Source organism: Tenacibaculum sp. MAR_2009_124, assembly GCF_900105455.1.
GTDB lineage: Bacteria > Bacteroidota > Bacteroidia > Flavobacteriales > Flavobacteriaceae > Polaribacter.
The window spans coordinates 444,614-465,804 of record NZ_FNSF01000001.1; the positions used below are offsets into that span (position 1 = coordinate 444,614).

At 31.9% G+C, this 21,191-nt stretch carries 15 protein-coding genes; 14 read left to right on the forward strand and 1 reads right to left on the reverse strand.

The genetic code is table 11. The features are described 5' to 3' along the window. Nucleotides 1-10 precede the first annotated feature (10 nt). From BLW23_RS01215 to BLW23_RS01280, 14 genes are all read left to right on the forward strand, one after another. On the forward strand, nucleotides 11-1,075 hold the full coding sequence (locus tag BLW23_RS01215; RefSeq protein WP_093667431.1) for a hypothetical protein: 1,065 nt from the start codon (nucleotides 11-13) through the stop codon (nucleotides 1,073-1,075). After that, complete coding sequence (locus tag BLW23_RS01220) at nucleotides 1,072-3,717, forward strand: hypothetical protein (RefSeq protein ID WP_093667432.1); 2,646 nt, start codon at nucleotides 1,072-1,074, stop codon at nucleotides 3,715-3,717. Before BLW23_RS01215 ends, BLW23_RS01220 begins: the two co-directional genes overlap by 4 nt. Further along, nucleotides 3,714-7,883, forward strand: a complete 4,170-nt coding sequence (locus BLW23_RS01225; RefSeq protein ID WP_093667433.1) for a contractile injection system tape measure protein — start codon at nucleotides 3,714-3,716, stop codon at nucleotides 7,881-7,883. The genes BLW23_RS01220 and BLW23_RS01225 overlap by 4 nt, the downstream gene beginning before the upstream one ends. A gap of 138 nt (nucleotides 7,884-8,021) precedes the next feature. After that, entirely contained in the window at nucleotides 8,022-10,190 is a 2,169-nt protein-coding gene (locus BLW23_RS01230; protein WP_093667434.1) for a hypothetical protein, read from the forward strand. 2 nt (nucleotides 10,191-10,192) lie between these two features. Next, nucleotides 10,193-11,020 (forward strand): hypothetical protein, encoded by an 828-nt coding sequence (locus BLW23_RS01235; protein ID WP_093667435.1) that lies wholly within the window; start codon nucleotides 10,193-10,195, stop codon nucleotides 11,018-11,020. Between the two features lie 616 nt (nucleotides 11,021-11,636). Further along, a complete protein-coding gene (locus BLW23_RS01240; RefSeq protein ID WP_093667436.1) occupies nucleotides 11,637-12,557 on the forward strand; it encodes a hypothetical protein in 921 nt (306 codons plus the stop codon). Next, entirely contained in the window at nucleotides 12,554-13,903 is a 1,350-nt protein-coding gene (locus tag BLW23_RS01245) for an ATP-binding protein (RefSeq protein WP_093667437.1), read from the forward strand. Before BLW23_RS01240 ends, BLW23_RS01245 begins: the two co-directional genes overlap by 4 nt. Before the next feature lie 53 nt (nucleotides 13,904-13,956). Next, nucleotides 13,957-14,478: a hypothetical protein gene (locus BLW23_RS01250; RefSeq protein WP_093667438.1), complete on the forward strand. Its 522-nt coding sequence runs from the start codon at nucleotides 13,957-13,959 to the stop codon at nucleotides 14,476-14,478. Between the two features lie 60 nt (nucleotides 14,479-14,538). Beyond that, nucleotides 14,539-15,207, forward strand: a complete 669-nt coding sequence (locus tag BLW23_RS01255; RefSeq protein ID WP_143032074.1) for a hypothetical protein — start codon at nucleotides 14,539-14,541, stop codon at nucleotides 15,205-15,207. A gap of 49 nt (nucleotides 15,208-15,256) precedes the next feature. After that, nucleotides 15,257-15,922 carry a hypothetical protein gene (locus tag BLW23_RS01260; RefSeq protein WP_093667440.1) on the forward strand — a complete coding sequence of 222 codons (666 nt, stop codon included), beginning with the start codon at nucleotides 15,257-15,259 and terminating at the stop codon, nucleotides 15,920-15,922. 135 nt (nucleotides 15,923-16,057) lie between these two features. After that, the gene (locus BLW23_RS01265) at nucleotides 16,058-17,641 is read left to right on the forward strand and encodes an eCIS core domain-containing protein (RefSeq protein ID WP_218134019.1); all 1,584 of its coding nucleotides are present in this window, start codon (nucleotides 16,058-16,060) and stop codon (nucleotides 17,639-17,641) included. Between the two features lie 435 nt (nucleotides 17,642-18,076). Continuing rightward, nucleotides 18,077-18,832: a GH25 family lysozyme gene (locus BLW23_RS01270; protein WP_093667442.1), complete on the forward strand. Its 756-nt coding sequence runs from the start codon at nucleotides 18,077-18,079 to the stop codon at nucleotides 18,830-18,832. 208 nt (nucleotides 18,833-19,040) lie between these two features. Continuing rightward, nucleotides 19,041-19,562 (forward strand): cupin domain-containing protein, encoded by a 522-nt coding sequence (locus tag BLW23_RS01275; RefSeq protein WP_093667443.1) that lies wholly within the window; start codon nucleotides 19,041-19,043, stop codon nucleotides 19,560-19,562. A gap of 17 nt (nucleotides 19,563-19,579) precedes the next feature. Beyond that, entirely contained in the window at nucleotides 19,580-20,626 is a 1,047-nt protein-coding gene (locus BLW23_RS01280) for a hypothetical protein (RefSeq protein ID WP_093667444.1), read from the forward strand. Between the two features lie 53 nt (nucleotides 20,627-20,679). Here BLW23_RS01280 and BLW23_RS01285 read toward each other — a convergent pair whose 3' ends face one another. Further along, entirely contained in the window at nucleotides 20,680-21,177 is a 498-nt protein-coding gene (locus BLW23_RS01285; RefSeq protein ID WP_143032075.1) for a hypothetical protein, read from the reverse strand. Between the last annotated feature and the right edge of the window lie 14 nt (nucleotides 21,178-21,191).

A 21,191-nucleotide genomic window follows, 5' to 3' on the forward strand; every position in this document is an offset into this window, starting at 1 on the left:
TGAAAACTCAATGTCTCAGTCAGTAATTGATTATTTTGGATATACCAGTGAAGGATGGAAAAAATTAAATATTGTTAGTGATACAACAAGTAATTTGGTTTGCTCTGGTATTGTTATGTTAGAACTTCCTTCTACTATGCTTAAAAATGGATCAACAATGCCGAACAATAGCTTTTGGCTGAGTATAGGAGCGGGTAACAATTCCGATAGTTATGCAAAAACGACTTTTTTAGATACAAATGGAATTCTATTGTCGCGCGTTGAAAGTACAAGTACGACAAACGTGAATAATGAAATTAAGGCAAATACTATTTCTTCAACGGTAAACAGTATCCCTGAAGTAGCAAAAATCAAGCAGCCTTTTAATTCTTTCGGCGGAAAGTCATTTGAAACCAAAGAAGACATGAATATCAGGGTAAGCTCAAGATTGAAAACAAAAAATAGAAGCGTTACATCCTTTGATTTTTATTCATTAATAGAACAAGAATTTAGTTCGGTTTTTTATTCAAAGGCATTTTTTAATAAAAGTCAAAATTGTACTACAATATTCTTAGTTAAAGAGATGAGTGATTATCAGCAATCAAATGCGTTTACGCCGATGGTAAGTGAATGTGTTGAGTTAAAAGTACAAAAGTATTTAGAAGATAAATCTTCGAAAGCCTTTCCTTTAAAAGTAACCAATTTCATTTTCAAGTATGTGAAATTAAAAGGGGTAATAAAAGTAAATAAGAAGTACCAGCTTAAAACAGCAGAGCAAAAAATAAATTTATTAATCAATGTATTTCTATCACCATGGATACAATCACAACAAGAGCAAATAATTATTGATAGTGGTTTGAGTACTTCTCAAATAGCATCCTTTATTAATAAGACTGATTTTGTTGATGAGGTAAATGGACTTCAAATATATATTGGAACTAAAAACCAAGAAACATGGGAGATAGAATATTCAGAGAATTCGTTTTTAAGAGTTGTAAATGATAAAACTAATGTAAATAATGATTGTTTCCTTTTGAATAAAGGAGATTTATTGGTGCCATCTTTAGATTACTTAGATATAAATTATAGTAAATGATAGGACAAAACCACATAAAAGATATTCAGTTACCTACAATAATGGATTTTAATGCCCTTAAAGAAGAGGGACTTAAATTCATTCAAGAAGGGAGTGGTTTAGAATGGACTAATTTTAATCCAAGTGATCCTGGAATTACAATTTTAGATCAATTATGTTTTGCCTTAACCGAACTGGGATATTGTATGAACTTTTCTATCAAAGATATTTTAACTGATAGGAAAGGGGCTCTTGTTATGGAAAATCAATTTTTTCAACCCGATACTATTTTAACAACCTCAGCAATTACGGGAAACGATTATATAAAACTAATTGTTGATGCCATACCTCAGGTTGAAAATGTAATCATTGAAACTGTGAACACTGGACTAAGTTTTTTAGGAGGTATTTATCAAGTTTATTTGGCTGTGGATTCAAAAAATAAAACCGAAGAAAATTTAAAAAATATATACATAGCTACACATATTCAATTAAATACCAATAGAAATCTTCAAGAATTATTTATTACCCCAAAAATACTAACTGTAAAAGTTTATAATACTCATTGTCAAGTTCAGTTTGAAGAGCATGTTAATCGCAATGATATAACAGCAAAAATAAATCAAGCAATACGTGAGTTTGTATTTCCAAGTGTTATACAAACTGGATATGATAAATTAGTTTCGGAAGGAGAAAATAGTAATTCTGTTTTTAATGGTCCTAAACTAAAAAATGGTTGGGTGAAAAGTGGAAGTATAGGTGGTAAAAAGAATACAATTTATGCCTTCGAAATTTCTCAGTTGATAGAGTCTATAGAAGGAATTATACGTGTTGATGATTTCTGTTTTTATGATAGTGATTCTTCGGAGCAAAAATATATGGTAACTTCCGATATAGAAGAGTTATTAGTAATTAATTTTACTCGAGAATCTACAAAAAAGTTTGAAAAAGTTTTAAATAATGAGCATCACATTAACCAGAGTATTGTGAGTTATTTAAATGATATAACTACTAAAATTGACCCTAACAATGAAGTGGAAAGTGCCAAGTTAACTCCTGACTTACCTATAGGGAAATATAGAGATATACAATCTTATTATTCTATACAAAACACAATGCCTGATGCTTTTAAAGTTGGAGAAAACTCTTTAGACGAAAGCTCCAGTAAGTTTCAAGTGGCACAGTCTCGACAATTGAAAGGATATTTAACGTTATTTGATCAAGTTTTGACAAATCAATTTGCTCAATTAGCTAACGCACATCAATTATTTTCTTTTAAAAATTCCATTTCAGGCACTCCTTTTGACAGAGAGAACTATTACAACAAGCAAGATAAGTTTGAAAAATTACATCAAAAATACCCGGTACCTTATGAGAGTTTTTCTCCTACATATTTTTACCAATCTTTATATGATTCTGTTTCTGATATAAGACCTTTATTAAAACATAATAAAGAATTTAACTTTAGTAATGAAGTTATATCTGCAAGCGAATTGGAACATGATTCTTGGGAGGAATATAAAGAAGATCCATATAATTCATATATATGGGGAGTAAAAGCCATCGTGGAAGATGACGATGATAATTTACAACGCAGAAATAAAATACTTGACCATCTTTTAGCACGTCATGGTGAGTCACCATTGTATATTAATAATCTTTGTAATACTTCAATTTTAACAGGAAACATATTTAAAGATAGGGTTATTGTTAAAAGTAGTTATCTTCAGAATTATCAGAAATTATCGTACAATAGAGCAAAAGGCTATAATTATTTAGGAGCAAATAAGTTGTATTTAAATAATGAACTTAGATCCACTAATGAGTTTACACCAGTTTCCGAAGAAGTTCAAAATAACTATGAACTCGGAAATCAAACTGATTTTATAGTAAATATTGAATTAATAGATGAGGAGTTAAAAGTTTCATCTGCTGATATTATCAATTATTCAGGAATAGATTTAAAGATAAATACCATATTTCTTCTAAGTCAATACTATAAAAATTACATAATTGATACACCCTCTGAAACAGCTTTTTGGTTTTTGAATAACAGAAAAGGGTTTATAAGTATTGAAAGTAATTTATTATTGAGATTTGCAACATTCGAAATCGTTTTTAAAGAAGACAAAAATCAATGGATTACCGATAAAGATCTATCTTTTGAAGAATTATTGAACTTAAGTCAGAAGGTAAATGGAAATAAAAACCAAGGAGAGGATTTGTTTTCAGAGATTAAAAAAGTGTTTTCATTAAAAGCAATAAGCAATACAACTAAACCGAACGAGTTTATTGAAGCTTCACAAACATTATATTGGTCGGTAAATGCAGTTTTTGATAAGGAAAAAATCAATGTGACAGATTCGTTATCACTATTGAATGGAACTATTTTATACTTTTTCCCAAAGTTCATACCACAATTTAATTCAAGTAATTTTCAGAATAAAATAACCATGTTTTTCGAACAAGAATTACCAATTCATTGTGATGCTAAGTTTATTTTGGTTGGTAAAGAGATCTTAAAACCTCTAATAAAGGCGTATGTAGATTGGCATAACGAACTAATATTATGGACAAAAACTGAAAGTAACTCCTATAATTTATTGCAAGAGAAGAGCAATGTTTTAGCTAAAATAATCATTCAAAACTTTACTACAGAATGATAAAGACTAATCAACATATCGTAGCAAAATGTTCTTGGAATACATACTTTGATAACAAAGTAAAAGGAACGGAGCTTCAAAATAATATAAGCTCTTGGTGCCAATATCACTTTCAGGAAATCTTAATGCAGGTATTTGATGAAGTATGCCCTAAAGAAAAAACATTTAAAATTAAGAGGCTAGAGTTGAATTTAGGAGAAATTGATTATCACAATTTCTATGAAGAGTTGTCCGATAAAATAAAAAGAGAGCTTTATAAAAATTTGCAAAACATAGTTCAGTACCCTTATAAATACAGACAAGGTGTTGAGGTTATTAACGAAAAAACTTCTCATGTAAGAGCTTTAGAATATTTTTTATTAAATGGGGTAATGCCTTGGAATTACCAAACAAAATATGGTAATTTAAATCAAATAATATCTGTTCAATGGCATCTCAATAAAGAGGAAGTGATTCAAATGCTACAATCGACAGGAAAGAATGAGTATGTTAGAAAAAGAATTGCATGGCAATTTGAAGAACGTAATATTATGGCGCTGGTTCAGAACTTTGAACAAAGCAATTATAAATATGTAAAAGATGTTACTGGAGAGTTAATAAAAATACAAGAGAAAGAAAATGTTGTTCAAATTGGTATACAAGATTTTAAAAGAAATATCTGGTTCTGGGTATTAAACTATTTATTCGTGGAAAGAGGAACCATGTTTAACAAATATGCATTTGTAAAAAGTGCTATTAAACAAATGGCGAATCATTTTAATTTAGAGTACAATGAGCTTTTAGAAATTATTGATGAGGCTGTTAATCGAGTTAAAAATCAATATTTTATAAAAACTGAGTTTATTTCAATTATTCAAGAATTGTCAAAAGAACAACTAACAGGGAGAATAAAATCAAAAACTACAGAAAAACAATTCGAATACTATTGGGAATTATTAGCGAATCAACTTAAGAATAAAAACCTAAGAAGTTCTTCGGTAAAGAAGGCGGAATTTAATGATTTGCTTATTAACCTGAGAAATCAAAATGAATACCGATTTAAACAACTCATAGAATCGTTATTTGGAAACAATCGACACTATTGGGAGCAAGTTTTACAAGATTTAGAAATAAAAGCTATTTCAGAGATAATTAATGTTATTTATAAAGATTCGAATAATTTATGCAATCAAATTAACTATCTGGAATCGCTGAAGTTGTCGGAAATACTAAAGCTTTCATCAAAAGCTTTATGGACAACTGGTTTTATGTATTCTAGGGAGTTTCAGTATTCAAATAAGGAATCCTTTTTGGTGTACTTTATTCAAAAAATAAGTAAAAAAATAAACTTAAAAGAAATAGATGTTATAGATATACTATGGACTACTCAGATAACATCGAAGCAAAAACAGGTTAAGAATTTAGTTATACATAATGCCATTAAGAAGGCATATTTAGAAAGAACTTATCTAGGTAATAAAACAAATTCAATATCGATAATATCGATGGTAGATCAACTATATATGATGTTGAAAAATAGTAGTTCTGATATTGAGTTTATAGACAAGCTAAAAGAATCATTCGAAAGCTTAATAGAAAACAAACCTTTTGAAGTAATTAACGTATTAAAAGGAGAGCATTCTGAAAAGTTTATAATGGTCATTACTTCTTTAATTGATGAGGTGTTAGTAGAAACGTTAATTGGTAACACAATTCCATCTTATAAGAAAATTATTAGTGCAGTGGACACTTTCTTTAAGGGGTTTGAAATGAAAAGTAAGGGTGAAAGAGGACTGTACAGAAAGTCAAAAATACTTCTTAATAAAATTCTACTTAATACAATATCGGGAGGTGAACAATCTTCTCTTTTTAAAATTTTCAAATTATTTGTTCAAGACATAATTCGAAGAAATAGCTTAGTTAAAAATAAAGGTTTATTCTTCAAAGAATTGTTAGATGAATTGAAGAATAGTAGTTTAGCTTTTACCTCTCAACAATTATTTGAATTCGAAAATTGGATAAATGAGTTATTGAATGTTTCTAATATTGAATATATAATTCATGATATCAATAAAAAAGAACCTCAGCTTAAGGTAATTAAATTATTGAGAGAACTGATATTTACTGAGCAAAAGGCTTATGTTTTTTTAGAAGAACATTCTCATACTATAATCAATTATTTCTTAAAGAATGATAAAGAGATAAAAGACAAATTGGTCGCTGAATATAGAGTGAAGATAGTGAACGTTTATACGAATGAGAATAGCGATAGGGCTTCGCAAGTATTATTGGAACTATTCTGGAAGTGCTTATTAAGATATCAAGAATATTCTGGAGATAGCATCAAATTCAAACGTCTATTTAACGCAGGAGTAATAAAAATGTTTCCATCGATAAATAAAAATGGTCTAGGGAAAAAATCGAATATTATTGAATACTATAATAATCCATTCTTTGATAGAAGCAGTATTGAAAATGTAGTAGATGTAATGTTCACTTACTTGGAGTCAAAGAATAAGGAAGATAGTTTTATTGTAAACAAAATTAAACACAAACCTGAACATGTAGTTCTTTGGACTTTAGAAATGGATTCTAGTAGTTTTTATTATAGAATAAGAAATTCAAAAAGAGCCGTTGAGATAAAAAATAAAATTAAAAAAAGAATTGAATTTGATCAGTTTACCCAATTATTATTGCATTCTTCAAAGCAATCAAATGAGGTAATAAAGTATTTCGACGGGATTTTAAGTTTGTTTAAAATATGTAAAGAATTCGTTCAATCTAATGTCATGGCAGATTTGTTTTGGAATGAATTATTTGAAATAATTACCAAGAGTAAATACTCAGAGGAAAATTTTATTCAATTTGTATATAGTGCCATATCGAAAATTCAAAAAAACAGAACAGTAAATTCTGAAGATATAGACTCTGTAGTTCATAATAATGGGATAAAGGTAAATCATTTATTGATGAAAGTATTAAAGAAACAGGGATCAGAATTCAAAGGATTACTGAAAGTAACCAAAAAACCTACTACGGGTACTCTTAAGACTTTGGATGAAAATCAATTGAAAGAAGTTTTAGTATATGCAATAGAGCAGCATCATATCCCTTATTGGTTTAATTATGGAAATGTTACGTCGCTCAGTTTATTTATCAAAGAAGTCGTTGAATGCAGGCCGTTAGTGTTGCTGAAAATTTTACGTTTGAAAGGGTATTCTCGAATAAAGTTACAAGAAGTTATTCATGTTTTAGATTTTAATCAATTAATCAGAACACTAATAAATTTATATCCTGAAAGACAGAGACAACTTTCAGTTATAGAGAAGTTTTACAATGCGATTCGAAATGTGTCCCTGAAAAAAACTCCTGCGTATCAAATACAAAATTTAATAGCCGAAATAGTCCTGAATGCCTGGGTTAGTATAGATTGGAAGCAAATAGATACAATTTCTATTTGGAATGAGTTGGTATGGGAATTAACTACTCAAAAAAGAATATCTGAAGAAGATTTTTTTAATGCTTTTGATAAGATAAAAGAGCATATTCCCGTGGCTTTACAACTAACTTATGAGAGTATAGAGAGAAATGAAAAAACAAGTCAAAAACAGAGTTTAAGAAAAGAACAAAAACTAAAGATGGAAAGCGAATATAAGAATGAACTAACTAAAACAATTCCACCAGAAGGAATTCCAGTTAAAAACGCTGGAATGGTATTGATCAACAGTTATTTTTCAATGTTGTTGAAGAGATTAAATTTAACAAAGGATTCGAACTTTGTTTCAGAAGAAGCACAACAAAAAGCTGTGCATTACTTGCAATATGTAGCTACAGGGATGGTAAATACAGAAGAACATGATTTACCACTGAACAAAATTTTCTGTGGAATTCAGCTACATCATCCAATCATTGCAGGAATTGATATTTCAGAAGAAGAAACACAATTGATTAATGGATTAATCCATTCATGTATCAACTATTGGAGTGCTATTGGTTCCTGTTCGGTAAACGGATTTAGAGGTAATTGGCTAGTAAGAGATGGTTTGCTGATGGAAGAAAAAGAACGTTGGCAATTGACTGTTGAACATAGACCTTATGATGTATTGATGTTGAAATCACCATTTTCATTTTCAATTATCAAATTACCATGGATGAAAAAGCCATTACATGTTACATGGCCATTTTAATCTTAAGTAATAGACAAAACCAAACAGAATTCCTCAGATAAAAAATTAGAGGAATTAAAATAAAAACATTCGACGTTAGGTCGAATCATTTAAAGCTCACTATGTGAGTAAAAGTATATTAACTAAAAACGAAAACTTATGAACTCATACAATGAAAATTTGAATTCAAGTGTATCGTCTTCATTAAACAATCAAGAGGTTGCTTTAAAAAAGGCAGAATCACAATTAGATGCTACTTTGTTCTCCTTATACTATGCCCAAGGAGATTATATTACTATCTATGAAGACTTAGAAGTCGAAAACAGTAAAAATACGTTCAATCAAAAGTTATTCAACGATATGGTAGTCGATAGTGATATTTCTACCAATGTTTTATCTTCTGTAAACCAAGGAAAAACGCTAGTAGCTACAAGCACAAGTAATGCGAGTGTTGCTGCTTCAGATGTGCAACTTGCAACAAATGCTATTGTAAAATTAGCAAGTGATATTGGTAGTATTTTTAACATCGTTAGTGCAGCTGATTACGGAAGTGAACTTTACCAACAAAGTGAGGATGCACAAATTTTGATGGGAGAAACGGCATATTTAGCAGAGGTTCTTTCACAAATAACCATGGATACTTCTGCTGCTATTTCCGAAGTTTCTGCAGAAGAGTTAGCAACCAAAGCAGAAGCAAGTGATACCATGGTTAAGAAGTTATTGGCAGTAACTAAATCAGAGTTTGAAAAATCCGCGAATCAGGTAAATACTGAAAATGATAATTTAGCTAAGGCAAGTACTAACGAGAAAAAGTTAGAAGGAGAATTAGAAGACTCTAAGGTTAATTTCGATGCATCAAAAGAAGCCTATAAATTAACTAATGATAAACTAAACTTAGACTTAACTGTTAAGCCAAAAAACAAGAAGAATCTTCAATACAAAGTAAGTTTTACTCCATATAAAAGCCCATTTCAAATTAGTGAAGATAATTTGCCAAGCGGATATCCAGTCGATTCTTATAACATCTTTTTGGTAAAAGAAAGTAAAAAGAAAACTTTTTCAATTTCAGGAGCCGAAGGAATTGTTAGTAAGGAAGAGAATAAAAATTATATCAATATTAAAATCAAAGGGAGGTCTACGAATACTGACAGTTTTACGGTTGGGGAAAATCAAATTAGTGGAACTATTAAATACGATGATTTAAACGATACCGATGGTGATGTACTTCAAATAGGAAATGATTATGTGGTATTCGTCATGGCAGTTTTAAGTACAGAATATAAAAAGTTGATCAATAATTTTGAAGATTATTTATCTGCTCCTACTGCGTCGTTTAGCTTAACTAATCAGTTGGTTGTTCCTCAGATCAATCAAATAAAAATAACGAATTTGTCTTCAAAGAAACTAGAATTGTCTTTGGCGGATAAAATTGTTCATGGAGATTCTATCTCTGATGTAGATTTTACAGGAGCAAAACCTTCAAATAATATAAGTGTTGAGCAACAACTGGAGTTTGATATAAAACAGAGTTCTAATTTTCAATTGAATGAAGGAACTAAAAATGTAGAAACGGAGTATCGCTGCATGTTCTTGCCTGATAATTCTGAATTTATAAAAGGTCTGTTAACGTCTCAAGAACTTAATTATTTGGCAACATCAGTTGAAGATGATGGTTCAATAGCATTAGAATTATCTGAATTAAAATTAAGGGAGGTAAACTTAACGGCTAATTTAGAAAAATTAGAGAAAGCTCATGATAATGACCCCGATGTGAAAAAATGGTTTGTTAGTGTTCAAAAATCAGTAAGCTCGAAAACCTTAGAAACTTTAGTAGAAACTAAAACCTTGGCAGAAGGAGGTGAAGCAAACCTTTCAACAGTATTAAAAAAATTAACTGTTAAGAATATCAGTGCTAAATTATCAGCAACGATATTATTAGAGTCTATTATTTTGAGTATTGACCTTTCTTTAGTTCAAAAGAGTATTACGACAGAAGAAAAGGAGCAGAGTAAAAACGTTAAAGAAAGTGAAAACAATAAATTCAAGCCTGGATTTATGTTTAACTCGCTCGTAGCGGCAAAAATTCCAGCAGGATGTTATTCAAATCCTGTTAAAAAAGAAGATGCTTATACTGTTGCCATTACAGCAGATGTAACGGATAATTTTGGAAACCGATTAATTCCTGGAGATTTGTATATCCCTGTGGTATTTGCAATAAATAGTCAGGCGGAAGAAATTAGTAAGCAATTTAATAACGCCTTATCTGATTTTCAACAAACCCCTCCTTTTACTTACAAAAATCAAACTATTCCTAACCAAAACAAATAGCCATGTCAATTTATAAAATAAATACACTCAAAAATAAATATGGAGTAACTGAACAGAAAAAAGAAACTTTAGATTCTCTATCGAATCAAGTCTTGGATGCTCAAAATGAAGTAGCGCAATTACAGGCAATTGTTCAGTCATTGACTGAAAAGTCAAACAAGTTGACAAATCAATTGAATTTAGCAGAAGAAAATAAGAAACAAACTTTAAGCAATAAAGAATTAGGTGATGAGGTGATCTCAAAAGTAAAAGAGCTCGACCAACTATCAGAAACCGCGGTTAGTGAAGTTGAAATAGCCAATGCAAAAAGTAAGAGCTGTGCAACTCAAGTTAAAAATTTAATAGATAAGCTTATTTATTCATCTGAAGTCATAAACAAGTTGGCTAATTTGGTAATCAGAAAAAAAGCACTAAACCCTTTGATTTCTGACGAATTGGTTGAAATGGTCTCAAAAGCGGGGACAGATGCTAATAACGCAGTTGCTTTAACTTTAAAAGCTTTAGAAGCTGTATTCGCATCTCAAGCAACAATACTAGAGTCTAACGGATCATTAGTTATAGGGAAGGAGCAAGCCGCAAAACTTTATGAATATTTTATAGGGCAAGAAGTTGATAATGTAGAGAATTCTATACCCGATACGAATGTGCAAGAATTATTAGAAGTAGCTCACGATGTATCAGTATCAACCTATAGCAGCGCATTACTGGCATCAGAAGACAATACGAAACAGTTAAATGCTGCAGAAAATGACTTGAATAGAGCAACGATAAAGTTAAGTTCTTTAGAGTCAGGATATGCAGCAGCAAAAGCTGCCGCGTTGGCTTCTTAATATGATTTTATTAAGGTAACTTCAAATTGTAAATGATATTAGTTCTATCATAAAATTACTAGTGAAGGAAAAATATTGAATAATTATTTTAATGTTTATCCTTCACTTGATAGAGCTTCTCTTTGAAATTTTTAAAAACCTAACCACATCAAATGAGCGATAACAAATCTCGATATATACTGATGTGATTAAGGATGAACAAAACAATTTTTATTTTAGGTTCGAGGACGATTATTTCTGCGAGCATTGTTGTTAAGATTAGATTTTTTGTTAAGCTCATTAATTCTTATTGATTTTTTAAAGGAATTAATGAACCTCCAAAGTTGGTTTCTTTTTTATCAATGGAAAAAGAAAAGTGGCTCAGAAAAAAGATAGTTCTATATGAAATTTAAGTTGTTAAGAAAAGATGTTAATGGTAGTATTTTTTACCAAGTATTTACGAAGTAAAAAAATGTATCGAGAGCAGTATACAGGAGCAGGGAAAACTTCTCGACACAAAATTATTCTTCATTTCATTTCAAATAATTTTACTTGAAGTGACAAATGTAATAACACGAAAACCTAAAATAAAAACTGTATTACATCAGATCTATTAGTAAGTATAAAAAACAAACAGATGAAAGACGTATTCAAACAATTTTATAAAGACTGTTATATTAAAACTCAAGGTTTCATACCTTCTAAACCAATAGAACAGCATTTATTTCCAGGTGATTTTTTTCAAATAAAAAACGGGAATATTGTTGTATTGGGTAATATTTTTAAAGGGAAATTGATTGCAACAGAAGAAATTTCATTTGTAAACGGAATGGCAATTAATCAATCTAATTGGTCTTTTAATCATAGTATTTCTAAAACTTATTCAGGAAGAGAAATAGGAGAGAGTAAGTTACAAGGAGAGTTTAATTATAGTAAGCAGGTAATTTCCTTTAATGGCTATGGAAGTTTTTACTTTAAAGCAATAAATCCTGAAGTTGTTAAAATGGATAATTGGAGTCAAATAGCGGAAGAGCTCATAATTAAACTAACTCAAACAATTTATTCATTTAGAGAGGTGTATGTTGTAACGGATGTTGTCACAGCATCTCATTGGACTTTGGCTGTTGGAGGAGATGAAAATGCTGAGCTTGAAATTGTCACTGAAGAGGAAAATTTTGGACTTGTTGATATTTTTGGTAATGGTAGCTCTCAAACTATTCAGGCTAGACATATTGAATATTATCATGAAGAGAAAAATCGGAAACCATCTTTTTTTAAAGCAAAGAAGTTAGTCGTAAACCCTCGTCAATTAGATGTTTTTGTAAGCGATTTAATAGCGAAACAATCGGATAGATCAAGTTGGGTTAAGGACTTTTACGAATATGATTTTAATCACGATTCTATTGATTTTTCTTCGTCTGCATCTTATATATCTAATGATAATATTTTAGACATGCTGCAAGTAAATCAGTTAAATCCCAATACGGCTTTATCATATTTCGATTGGGCAGACGCTAGTTTAGACGATGTTCAAAAACTTTTTAATACTGTTTTATGACCGTCGAAGCAAACATAAAGTCATTACTATTAGAAATTGATTGGTTGGAGATGGTAATACATCATGTAATAAGTAGCTATTTAGAGCATGAAGGAGATTGGTATTACTGGACAGATATTGAAATGCCTGTGGCTAATGATTCAATTTATCATCATTGGTGCGAAAAAAATCAAGTTAATCAATATCAACGACTAGCATTAGCATTGGCGTTGGCACCACAAATTAAACCCGAAGTACTTGATGTATTCTTTGGTAAAAATCAAATGTATGATAGAGGTTTTACGGAGTTCGGTGGAATTATTGACGCGAATCATAGTGGCTTTTTACCAACAGGACAAACATTAATGTTTTTAGCAACAGCCATAGAACCTACTTTAAGAAATGAAGTGAAGTCATTATTTAGAAATGAAGGACTTTTTAGTATTGAGCAAGTTTTATCAATAGAAAGTACATCATCTCATATTCCTGATTTAAATGGTGTACTCATTTTGAATAAAAGATGGTTACGTTATTTTCAAACGGGTAAAATGCTCGATTTAGAAGAGTCAATAGAGTTTCCAGCGAAGCGAATTGAAACCTGGTTAAAATGGGAAGATGTTGTATTAAACGATCAAGTTATGGATCAGATTATAGAACTAAAAACTTGGCTATTGCACGGAGAAACATTGATGAGTGAATGGGATTTGAAAAAAAAGATTAAACCAGGATATAGGACATTGTTTTATGGGGCTCCAGGAACAGGTAAAACGTTAACGGTTACTTTATTGGGGAAGGTGACAAATAGAGAAGTGTATCGTGTTGATTTATCTATGATTGTTTCCAAATACATCGGAGAAACCGAAAAAAACTTGGCGAAAATATTTGACATTGCACAGCATAAAAACTGGGTTTTGTTTTTTGACGAAGCTGATGCTTTATTTGGAAAGCGTACTGAAGCTAATTCTTCAAATGACAGACATGCAAATCAACAAACCTCATATTTATTACAACGTATTGAAGACTTTCCAGGGGTAATCATTTTGGCATCTAATCTTAAAACGAATATGGATTCAGCCTTTACAAGACGTTTTCAGTCGATGATCCATTTTCCTATGCCCGATGTGAATGAACGTTATCAACTATGGAAAAATGCATTTAACGGAAAATGTAGGTTAGATTCCGACATAGATCTTTGGAAAATAGCCGAAAATTATGAATTAGCAGGAGGAGCTATTATTAATGTTTTACGTTTTTGTGCCTTGGCAGCTATCCAGCGAAACGATACTGTTGTAGAATATCATGAACTTATAGAAGGTATTCGTAGAGAGTTTAAAAAAGATAATAAAACAATTGTCAATTATCAATAAACAGTGATCAATGAAAACCGAAACTGATAATTGATAATTGGTCACTGAAACCAATGAAGATAATAGAAGAAATAATTATTCAAGAGAACTATACGTTTGTTAAACAAGAAATGGTGTTAGAGTTAACTGATTGGGTAGGAGATGTGTCTTCTCAACAGGTTAAACTCTGCTTGGCCAAGGTTTTAAATATATCTGTAAACGAAGGTGATATTATAATTAAGGGCTATTTAATAAAAAGAAGGGCTCTGTATTTAATTGCTTATTTGGTAGAAAGCACAGGAGAATTCCTTCAAAAACTTGAAAAACTCATACGAAAGGAATCGCGGACTTATTTTAAATCAATATCGGATTTTGAAGCGTATGGAGATGATTTTCTTGAACTAGAACCTCTTTTTGTAAAACATAAATTCCAGAATGCATATCTAAAAAGTTTATTGGTAGGAGACAGGATAGAATTACCTTATTTTGATCCGTATGCAAACTGGTTACAAAAGGAAATATTGAAGTACAATTTTTGTTCTTGTATTGATTATACTGGAGCCATTGGCCCTGTGAAAGTTGATGTGAGATTTTAATATTTATGTTCCCTCAAAACATATAAGATTTTGGTTAAGTAATAATTAAAACAAATGGAAATGTTTTCAAAAAAAACGAAGTTAGTTAAGAGAGGAACGGTTGTTAGTTCAGTTAGTCAAACGAAAAAAAGGAAGGGAGTATTCCTTCCGGATAACAGGAAGAAGGTTAACAGTCTTTTTTCGAGTAATCTAATTCAGATGAGACAAAGAAGTAAGGGATTTAAAGGTCGTCCTACGAGAACGAGTAACCCTACAAAGGGAGTGAGACAGGCTCCTGATGATAAACTAGGACCTTTAAGAATTACAGTGCAACAAGGAAATTTGATACCCAACCATGGTGTAGGGCAAGTGGCTAATGTAAATGCGGTAATTCCTCATATAACAACAGCAAATATGTATGCAGCTCCAATTTCAACCCAAATTGAAGATATAAATGGAATGCGTATGGATCAGCAACAGGGAGCGAATCCCCATGATAGAAATATTGCGATTCAAAACAATATTCATCCACAAAACCTAAGTCAAACGTTTGCAGCTGCTTATGTTGATGCTGATGCATTAGAGCATAATGAAGGAGAAGATCGATATGCACTCAGGATGGTAAAACACGCACTCAGACAATCGAACAGAGATCGACATATTTATAGAGTGCATGGAAGAAGAGCTGTAATGTCACAAGAAAATCATACCTATAGTCAAAAACAAGAGATGATAAATGCAAATCCATAGCATTCAAACTTGTTTGTTTATTAAAATTAAAAAACAATAAAGAAAACCAATGTACGTAAATAGAGAAGGAAAAAATACAAAACAATTGTACTCAAGAGGTGGCGTTTCTCAAAACGGCAACAAAGTTAATGTGTTGAAAGATAATAGGAATACAACTCAATTGAAAGGGGTTGTTCAACGGGTTACAAAGACATTTGATGAGTTAATAGACGATAAGAAAATTGAAGCAAGTAATTTTTTTAACATGAATAAAGGATTGGCAGGTGTATTTCTTGGTTTAGATGGTAAACTTAGTGTTTATGATACGCTAGCTACGCAAACATACCTTGATATGGTATTGAAAGATATTGATGTTCGAGCAAATGAAAGTAATAGAAAAGAATTACTGAAGTATTTAAAAATAAAATTATTAGAACCTAAGAAGAAAGAAGCAAAAGGAGTAGATAAAAGTATGTTTGTTGGAAGTACTCTTAGTTGCACCAATGGTCAAATATCAAATATGGCAAGTGATAAAACACAAGGAATGTTAAAAGGTGAGTTGTATTCAGGTAAGCAAATTTATCATATAGAAGGGAAGTATCCAAGTGTTGGAAAACCGTTATGGGTATTATCAGGAGGAAAGATTAGTGTCATAGGGCTCTATAGGCATGGCTCTACCAATAAAATTTATGTAAAAAACGAAGGTTTTGGTCCCAAAAGAATCAACTTATTATAGATGTAATTTGATTAGTAACTATAGTAAAGTAAGATAAATAATAGGAAAATAACAGAGCAACAATTAGGTATGGATTATCAAGGCAAAAAATATAAGAATACCCAGAGTGTAGTCCAAAGGGTAGGAAAAAATGCTATGCCAATTCAGGATAACAGAAAACATAACACTATCCAAAGAAAACCGAATAACACAGGGTTGCCCGATAATTTAAAATCTGGAATAGAAAACCTTTCAGGTCATTCCATGGATGATGTTAAAGTTCATTATAATTCAAATAAACCTGCTCAATTAAACGCACATGCCTATGCACAAGGAACCAATATTCATATAGCATCAGGACAAGAGAAACATTTACCACATGAAGCATGGCACGTTGTACAGCAGAAGCAGGGTAGGGTAAAACCAACTATGCAGTTAAAAAGTAAGGTAAATGTTAACAACGATGCAGGGTTGGAACAGGAAGCGGACATTATGGGAGCAAAGGCAATGCAGGCACAACCAGTTCAAAGAGTATTGGCCAAAGGGCAGTCGTCAAATCAATCTGTAACGCAAAGAGTGCAAGAGGTAAACAGACCAATGCAGCAGCAAATGACCGGAGATGAACGTAACCCTAGTAACCATCCACACGAATGGAACGCTAAGTTTATGGTGGAGGTAAAAGATCGAAAATGTATAGTTACAATTCGTTTAACCACCAATGCGCCAGGACAATTATTTACAGTCTGGGCAGAGCATGTAAGGGCTAAATGGGACGACCGTTTTTGCATAAAACAAGGTCCACACATTTACCCCATACAAATTCGGTTACATAATGTAACGGGAACCGAACATGTCGCTACTGCACACCATCATATTAACTATACGGAAAATGCCAATACCAAGAACATGACCGAGTGGGGCGATAAATCCAACGTAGACGTGTCACATGAAGTGGGACATATGATTGGCAACAAAGACGAATACCATACAGTAGATAATGTGCATTATTCCAATTCGGGCGCTGCTAGAAATGCAATGCAAATTATGGATGTTAGTCCAGGCCATAGCGTAATGAATAACCCTAAAAGTAATCCAATAGCAGACCATTATACAATGATTGCCAATGCTGCCAGTGCAGAATTACACAAGCATGTAACAGTAGAGCCTTACACACCCGGTATGGAGCGGGAATACGACGATAAGGAACTTAGAAAAGATATTTTGGTGAGCAATTCGAGGCAATTGGAAGCAAAATTTCGGGCGCATGGAACCCTGCTAGGTAACATAATTGCAGAAGGCTTATCAAGAGGACGTGGTTTTTTTATAATGGGGTTTGGAGCTGTCAATCCTACCAAAACTTATGCCGCTATATTGGAAGAGCATGACGCCTTATTGAATACATTTAAGTACGGTGTTTCTAAGTTTTCCGAAACACTTCATTTATTGGATAAGGTAGATGCAGTATCGGGTAGATTGACGGCACATGCCTCTAAGTTTGGAGAGGTTATGAAAATTTACGTGCAAAAAACGTTGGCTGATATGCAAAAAGTATTAAATGCTACTGTATCTGAGGACGGTTTTGTAGAAGAAATTAAGCGATTTGGTGCCTCCTTGAAAACCCTAATAAGAGACGCTGACCAGCTTATTCAAGAAGAAAATACACCCGGAGGTATTGCTCCATTTACAGGTATTATGGAAACAAATTATCCCGAAATAGCGGCCGATCCGCATTTAAAATAAACAGCGAAGTAAATCACGTAAACTAAAATAAATAGTTATGACTACCCCCGCTAGCGCTCGACTGTGTCGAGTGCCGTAAAAGTAGGAAAGTACTGTTTTTAGCCAAGGTTAGTAATATGTTATACTTTATTGGAAATAGCTGCCTCTTTTTTTTGTTAAAGCTTTATTTAGAAAGCACTCGTCTAAGGCGAGCGCTAGCCTTTGTGATAATATTTGTGCCATAAAAATAATGGTAGAACGAATAGAGTATTATTACAATTTTCACGAAACCCTTTCCAAACGCTCTTACTCAAAATTAATACGCTCATAGGATTTTGTTTATATGTAATCTAATCATCAATTAATTTTGAAGAAGTCAGCTGTTGTTTTTTATTTCTTTATGAATTTTATATGAGAGAGGAATAAGGCTTGCTAGTAATAACCAATGATAAAACAATGAGAATATATTATTTAATGTGCATTACTCTTTCATTAATTATGTTGGGTTCGTGTATAACTAAGAACAAAAAAGGAAGTACCAATCACAATATGGGAGTTGTTGAAAAGAAGAAAGAACAATTTGTTTGTGGTATTGATATATCGCACTATCAGGGTAATGAAATTGACTCCATGTTTAACGATACAAATAATTTACATTTTGTGATATGCAAAGCTACAGAAGGAGTAACCATTATCGATCCTTTATTTAATAAGAATTGGAAAACAATAAAAGAGCATGGTTTTTTAAGAGGAGCCTATCACTTTTACAGGAGTAATGATTCTCCTTCAGATCAAGCATCATTTTTTTTGAAAACAATTGGCGACATTCAAAATACAGATATTCCTCCTGTAGTTGATTTTGAAGAGGGAGGAATTGATAAAACGCAATCGGTAGAGGAAGTACAATCCTCCTTGAAAACATTTATTCTGGCTGTTGAAAAGCAAATTGAATGCAAGCCTATAATTTACACAGATATAGTTACTGGAAATAAATATCTGAATGATAGTTTTTTTTCTCAGTATCCATTATGGATTGCTGATTATGTGACAAAAAAAACTCCTGATTTGCCCAATGCATGGAAAAATAAAGGCTGGTTAATTTGGCAAAAAGAAAGTAACTATCGTTTGGATAACCAAAACAATGACTTTGATGTTTTTAATGGATCTCTTATGGATTTTAAAGAATTTATTAGAAATAGTTATCCTAAATAAATGTCTTTAGATATTGATTGTAGATCGTTTGGTGAACATAATGAATTTCTTCTTTAGAATATTCACTAAGTGATTAAATGGCAATAATCTGAGTTTATTTTCTACTATAAATCGCTTGTGGTCGAATTTAATACGTTCATTACCATTGTTTTATTTAGTAATGCGCTAATATTTAACTTAAAGGGAATTAACCTTAAAATAAGTTATTATGGCAATTTTAGCTAAGTCTCCATTTGTAAGTGAGCTTCCATCAAAAAATTTATCAATAAGTAGTTTTCCAAACTTACCAAAACTACAAGACGGATTACCAGCGGGAATGCAACGCGTTATTATTCCGGCTGGACATTTATTAACGCCTCATTTACATCCAGATACTAATGAAACAACCATTTGTTTAAGTGGATCGGGTACCGTAGGTATTATACAACCAGATGTAACGAAAGAAAATCCAATAGGGGCGAATGAAATTGAAACTGAGTTTAAGGAAAATAACGTGGTGTTTTTGCCACAAGGCTATCTTCACTATTTTAAAAATACCGGTTCAGAGGATATGGAACTATTGTTAACATTTGAAAATTACGATTTTAATATTATCACTTTAGCAGATGTTTTAAAAGATTTACCAGATATAGTAGTTGACGCCGTAAATAAAAGCGTACCAAATTCTGGACATGCTCCTTTAATCTCTTATAAAAATAGTGTTCGAGAGTTACAAATAGAAAACAAGTAAAAATTAAATTATAAACCATGGAAATAAAAGAAAAAACAGTAACCATACCATCAGGATGGATAGGAGGTTTTGCCGAATCTAACCCAGCATTTGCTTATCCTAATCCAAATTTGACTTCATTGCCAATGCCTGATAATATGTTGAATATAAATAGGCTTCAACGTCAGCAGGCTGTGAAGTGGCCCGAGTTTAGTTGGGAAACGCAACCTGATGCTAAAGATACGAAGCGTTGTTATCAGATGTTTGCTCCTGATATTTCAAGAATAGGATATACAGATGAAGGCAGAGTATTTTCTATAATTTGTCCGCAGCAGGGTATTTCATCACCCATATTGGGAACTCTAAATGTTGAGGTTACGGTAACGGGAACTAGAGGTTGGGTAAATGAAGATAACCGAGAATTAGCGGCAGATATGGGAGTTGTAGGGAAAATATGGTTCAGTCCTCCAAAAGGAAAAGAAAGCTTTATCATCAAGGCTATTCAAAACCTGATATGGACTAAATTAGAAGGAAGTCATTTTCCATTTCCCTTTACGAAATCGCAGGCTATTATGGTGACTACTCATAAAGTGAATGATCCTGAGCAACCCGTATTTCCCTTAAGCAAAGGGCAAAGTACGGGATTTCCTATACCAGATTTTGCAATGCACGACAAAGAAGCTTGGACAGTTGGAAATCTAGGTGTACAAATTGGTCCTATTGTAAAAACAGGATATCCAGTAGTTGATGAATTTAACCAATTAATTATGGATATATTTAATTTAGGTTCTGGTAATATGTTATTAAAAGAAAACATACTTACTTGGAATGTTTGGTTTACTCCTCCTGAGTTGGTAGATCAAAATGAATGGGCGAGTCATGCATGGAGATGGAGACAGTCTATTGATGCAGATCATGGTTCTCCAGATGGAGAAGGTACCGAAGCAAAATATTATGATGGAAAACCTTTTGAAGTAGATTTAAAATCAATTATTGAAGAAGAAGGAGCTAAGCTAATTCACTTCCTAAGACATTTTGAAGGAGAAGAAAAAGATAAAATTCTATCTGCTATAAAAGATATTTAAATGAGTTCTATATTTTCAAATCAGAAGTTGAATATGCTTCTGATTTGATTTTTTTATAGTTTCCGTAAGTCGAATAATGGTTTTTTTATAGGTGTTGCTTTTCTTTTAACGGGACTTGGAAACGCCAAATTTGTACTTGAATAATATGTCCCGAATGTTAGGTTAGCCAAGTATACTTGAGAAATAGCATCTCGAATTTGACCTTCACTAAGCTCTTTTAGAGGATGCGCGAAAACAGACCATAAAATATCTTCAGAAATAGCGTATTTTACATCTAAGGCTGTATGGAAATTAGCAATCAAAGAATTTAATAACAGCTCTTCATTTAGCTGTTCTTTTCTTGCAATGGGTGAAATTATACGCATTCTATTCGCCTTTTCATCTGCAATACACATCATAAGTCTATCTTTATAAGTAAACTTCCAAGTATTATTAGTTTTAAGAATAGTATCAGATTCAGAAGATATAATGGCATCAAGTTTTTCCATTGTCATATTTTGACCAACGGCAGAACCGAGGTGGAAAATTAAGAAAAATAGAAAGTATTTCATAAGTTAAAGTTTCC